This is a genomic window from Mesorhizobium sp. M7A.F.Ca.CA.002.05.1.1 (genome assembly GCF_003998335.1).
Lineage (GTDB): Bacteria > Pseudomonadota > Alphaproteobacteria > Rhizobiales > Rhizobiaceae > Mesorhizobium.
Genome location: NZ_RZQI01000649.1, coordinates 1 through 3450, shown reverse-complemented (window position 1 = coordinate 3450; position 3450 = coordinate 1). Strand labels below are relative to the sequence as shown.

At 62.7% G+C, this 3450-nt stretch carries 2 protein-coding genes; one reads left to right on the top strand and one right to left on the bottom strand.

Features of this window, described 5'->3' with window-relative positions:
• Window positions 1–16: 16 nt before the first annotated feature.
• On the bottom strand, window positions 17–2236 hold the full coding sequence (locus tag EN939_RS25900) for a TonB-dependent siderophore receptor (protein ID WP_127270619.1): 2220 nt from the start codon (window positions 2234–2236) through the stop codon (window positions 17–19).
• A 181-nt stretch (window positions 2237–2417) separates the two neighbouring features.
• Here EN939_RS25900 and EN939_RS25895 point away from each other — a divergent pair, with 181 nt between their 5' ends.
• Entirely contained in the window at window positions 2418–3209 is a 792-nt protein-coding gene (locus EN939_RS25895) for an ATP-binding cassette domain-containing protein (protein ID WP_164748715.1), read from the top strand.
• Window positions 3210–3450 lie beyond the last annotated feature (241 nt).

Genomic DNA, 3450 nt, shown 5'->3' with positions numbered 1-3450 from the left:
GCCCGCCACATTGCTTTTACCATGTGTATTTCACCGAACCGTTGATCCTGCGGCCTTCGCCGTAGAAGCAGCCGAAGCCCGAAGAGAAACAGGAGGCGACATAGCGTTTGTCCAACAGATTGCTGGCATTGAGGCTGAGCGTGGCGTTCTGCCAGGTGTAATGCACCGCCGCGTCGGCAAGCACGACCGATGGGACCTTGAAGCTGTTGGCGTCGTCGCCATAGGTCGAGCCGACATAGCGGACACCGGCGCCCAGCCCCAGGCCCTCCAGGCGGCCGCTGCCGAAGGTGTAATTCGCCCACAGCGACGCGGAATGCTTCGGCACGCCGAAGGGCGTATTGCCTTCATTGCTGATCGAACTCCCATTATCATCAACAACAGAAGTCGCCTTGGTGATCCTGGTGTCGAGATAGGTGTAGGCCGCTCTCAGGTCGAAGCCGGAATCGAGGCTGGCAACGGCCTCGAGTTCGACGCCGCGCGAGCGGATCTTGCCGGTCTGGAACATGTCGTCGGGCCGGCCCTCATTGCCATAGCGCACGACATTCTGTCGGGTCAGGTCGAAAACCGATGCCGTAATGAAGGAATTCCACCCGGTCGGCTGGTATTTCAGCCCGATCTCGTACTGCCTGCCGGTCTCGGGCACGAACAGATTGCCGTCGCTGTCGGCGCCGGCCACGGGCTGGAACGATTCGGAGTAGCTGACATAGGGCGCAAGCCCGTTGTCGGCGAGATAGACGAGCCCCGCCCGGCTGGTGAAGGCGTTGTCCTTCTGCTCGGGAATGTAGCCGCCGGCCAGATTGTCGTAGACCTTGGCGTCCGACCAATCCTGGCGGCCGCCAAGGGTCAGCCGCCAGTTGCCGAGCTTTACCTGGTCCTGCGCATAGAGACCGACTTGCTGCTGGGTGGTGTCGGTATCGGTGTAGGGCGTCAGATCGGTGATCGGGTACCCGTAAACCGGATCGAAGACGTTGAAACCGTCCTCGACGGTCCCTTCCGAGGCATAGTCGCGGTAAGTATAGCGTTTGTAGTCGAGGCCGACGAGCAGCGTGTGGGCGAGCGGCCCGGTGTCGAAATCGGCTTGTGCCTGGTTGTCGATGGTGACGCCGCTGAGTTTGGTGCCGCCGGCATCTGCATAACGGTAGTAGTCGCCGCTTGAAGGTTCCAGGCCGTTCGAGTCCGTCAGTCCGCCACCAAAGACGCCTTCCTCGGTGTGGGTAAGGTGGACGTAGCGGGCATGCTGTCGAACCTGCCAGGTTTCGTTGAAACGGTGATCGAATTCGTAGCCGATCGAGGCCTGGTCGTTGTTGTAGGAGTCGAAGCCGGGTTCGCCGACGAACATGCTGTTCGGCAGGTACTTGCCGTCCTTGCCCGGTATGACCGTGCCGTAGGCAGGCAGATACTGCATCGCCCAGCCCGAGCGATCGCGCTGATAGTTGGCGAGGATGGTCAGGCTGGTGTCGGCATCGGGCTGCCAGGTGATCGCCGGCGCGATGAAGATGCGGTCGTCCTTGACGAAGTCGGTCTGCGTGTCGCCCATGTGAGCGGCGCCGGTGAGGCGAAACAGCAGCGACTTGTCGGCGTTCACGGCACCGCTGAAGTCGAACTTGCCTTCATACCGGTTGAAGCTGCCACCACCGAATTCGACCTCGCGCAGGTTTTCCTCGGTTGGCCGCTTGCTGACATAGTTGATGATGCCGCCGGGGCTTGCCTGGCCATAAAGTACCGACGCCGGTCCGCGCAGCACCTCGTAGCGTTCCGCGCCATAGGAATCGAGTGCGGTGAACAGGGTGAAATTGCTCTCCTTGAGCTGCAGCCCGTCCCTGTAGAAGACGCCGCTGGCGTTCGAAATGCCGCGCAACTGCAGGCCGAGGCCGCGATTGTCGGTGCCGTAGAGATTGCCGGTGGCGCCGGGTGTGTAGCGCAACGCGCTGTTCAGGCTGTCGACGGCCTGCGCTTCCATCTGGTCCCTGGTGATGACCGATATCGATTGCGGCGTCTCGATCAGCGGCGTGTCGGTCTTGCTGCCGGTGGAGCCCTTTGTGGCAACGTAGCCCTTGACCGGCCCGAAAGCGCTTTCGACACGTTCCTGGACTTTGATCGGGTCTAGGGTGGTGGTGACCGTCTCCTGGGCCAGTGCATGGCCGCAGCCAAGCAGGGCCGGCAGCGACACCGTTGCGATCAGCAGGCGCTTGCGCGCTATCCGGTTCCGCCAAATCGGTCCATGTCCTGAAATCATCCTTTGCGCCCCCTGTTTCCAAATTTTCGTGCCGATATTGCCGGTCGCGACGATTTGTTGATCGTTGCAGTCATCTTCAATGTTGACTAGTAAGGTCATGTTTCATAGTCAACCGGGCACGACCCGTCGAAATGCCGGAATCTGGAAATGCGGGCGGCCGCACTGGAGAAAAGCCATGAGCATGGCTGGAATTGATGCCCAGACTGCCTTCCATATCGACGCGGTGCGCTTTGCCGTCGGCGAGCGGACGCTGCTCGGTCCGGTCTCGCTCGAACTGGAGCGCTCGCGCGTCTATGGGCTGATCGGCCACAATGGTTCGGGCAAGTCGACGCTTATCAAGCTCATGGCGCGCCAGCAGCCGACGAGTTCAGGCGCCATCACTTTCGCCAGACGTCCGTTGCCGCAATGGGGTGCCCGCGAATTTGCCCGCGCGCTTGCCTATCTGCCGCAGACGACGCCTGCGGCGACCGGCCTGACCGTGCGCGAACTGGCGACGCTCGGGCGCTATCCCTGGCATGGCGCGCTTGGCCGTTTCCGCGCCGAGGACAGGCAGCATGTCGAGGAGGCGCTGGCCCTGACCGATATGGAGGGTTTTGCCGACCGGCTGGTGGACGAATTGTCGGGCGGCGAGCGCCAGCGCGCCTGGCTCGCCATGCTGGTGGCGCAGAACGCCGGCGTCATGCTGCTCGACGAGCCGATTTCGGCACTCGACATCGCCCATCAGGTCGAGGTGCTCGGGCTGGTCAAGGAGCTCAGCCGCAAACGCGACCTATGTGTCGTCGTCGTGCTGCACGATCCCAACATGGCGGCGCGCTACTGCGACGAACTGATCGCGCTCAAGGACGGCAAGCTGCTGACGCGCGGCACGCCAGGCGAAATCATGCGTAGCGATGTGCTGAAAGGCATTTTCGGTGTGGAGATGGGCGTGTTCGCGCACCCCGTCACCGGCCAGCCTGTCGGCTATGTGCAGTGACAATATCTGATGCGGCGGCGGGAAATAGAAGGCGGCAGGCCGCTGTGAGAACAAGGAAGAAGCTGTTGTCGAGAACTGGTTTGTTGGCGGCGTTGGTCGCATCCGTCATCCTGTCGGCCGGCAGCGCGATGGCCCAGGAGCAACCCGCCGGTGCCGCGCCGGCGGTCGAAGCCCCCACCCCGGCTGCTCCCGCAGCCCCAGCGCCGATTGCACCCGCACCCTCCGCACCGGCAGTCGCCCC

Coding starts and splice junctions, on each gene's coding strand:
- EN939_RS25900 (WP_127270619.1), bottom strand. CDS start 2,236: ATGATTTCAGGACATGGACCGATTTGGCGGAACCGGATAGCGCGCAAG.
- EN939_RS25895 (WP_164748715.1), top strand. CDS start 2,418: ATGGCTGGAATTGATGCCCAGACTGCCTTCCATATCGACGCGGTGCGC.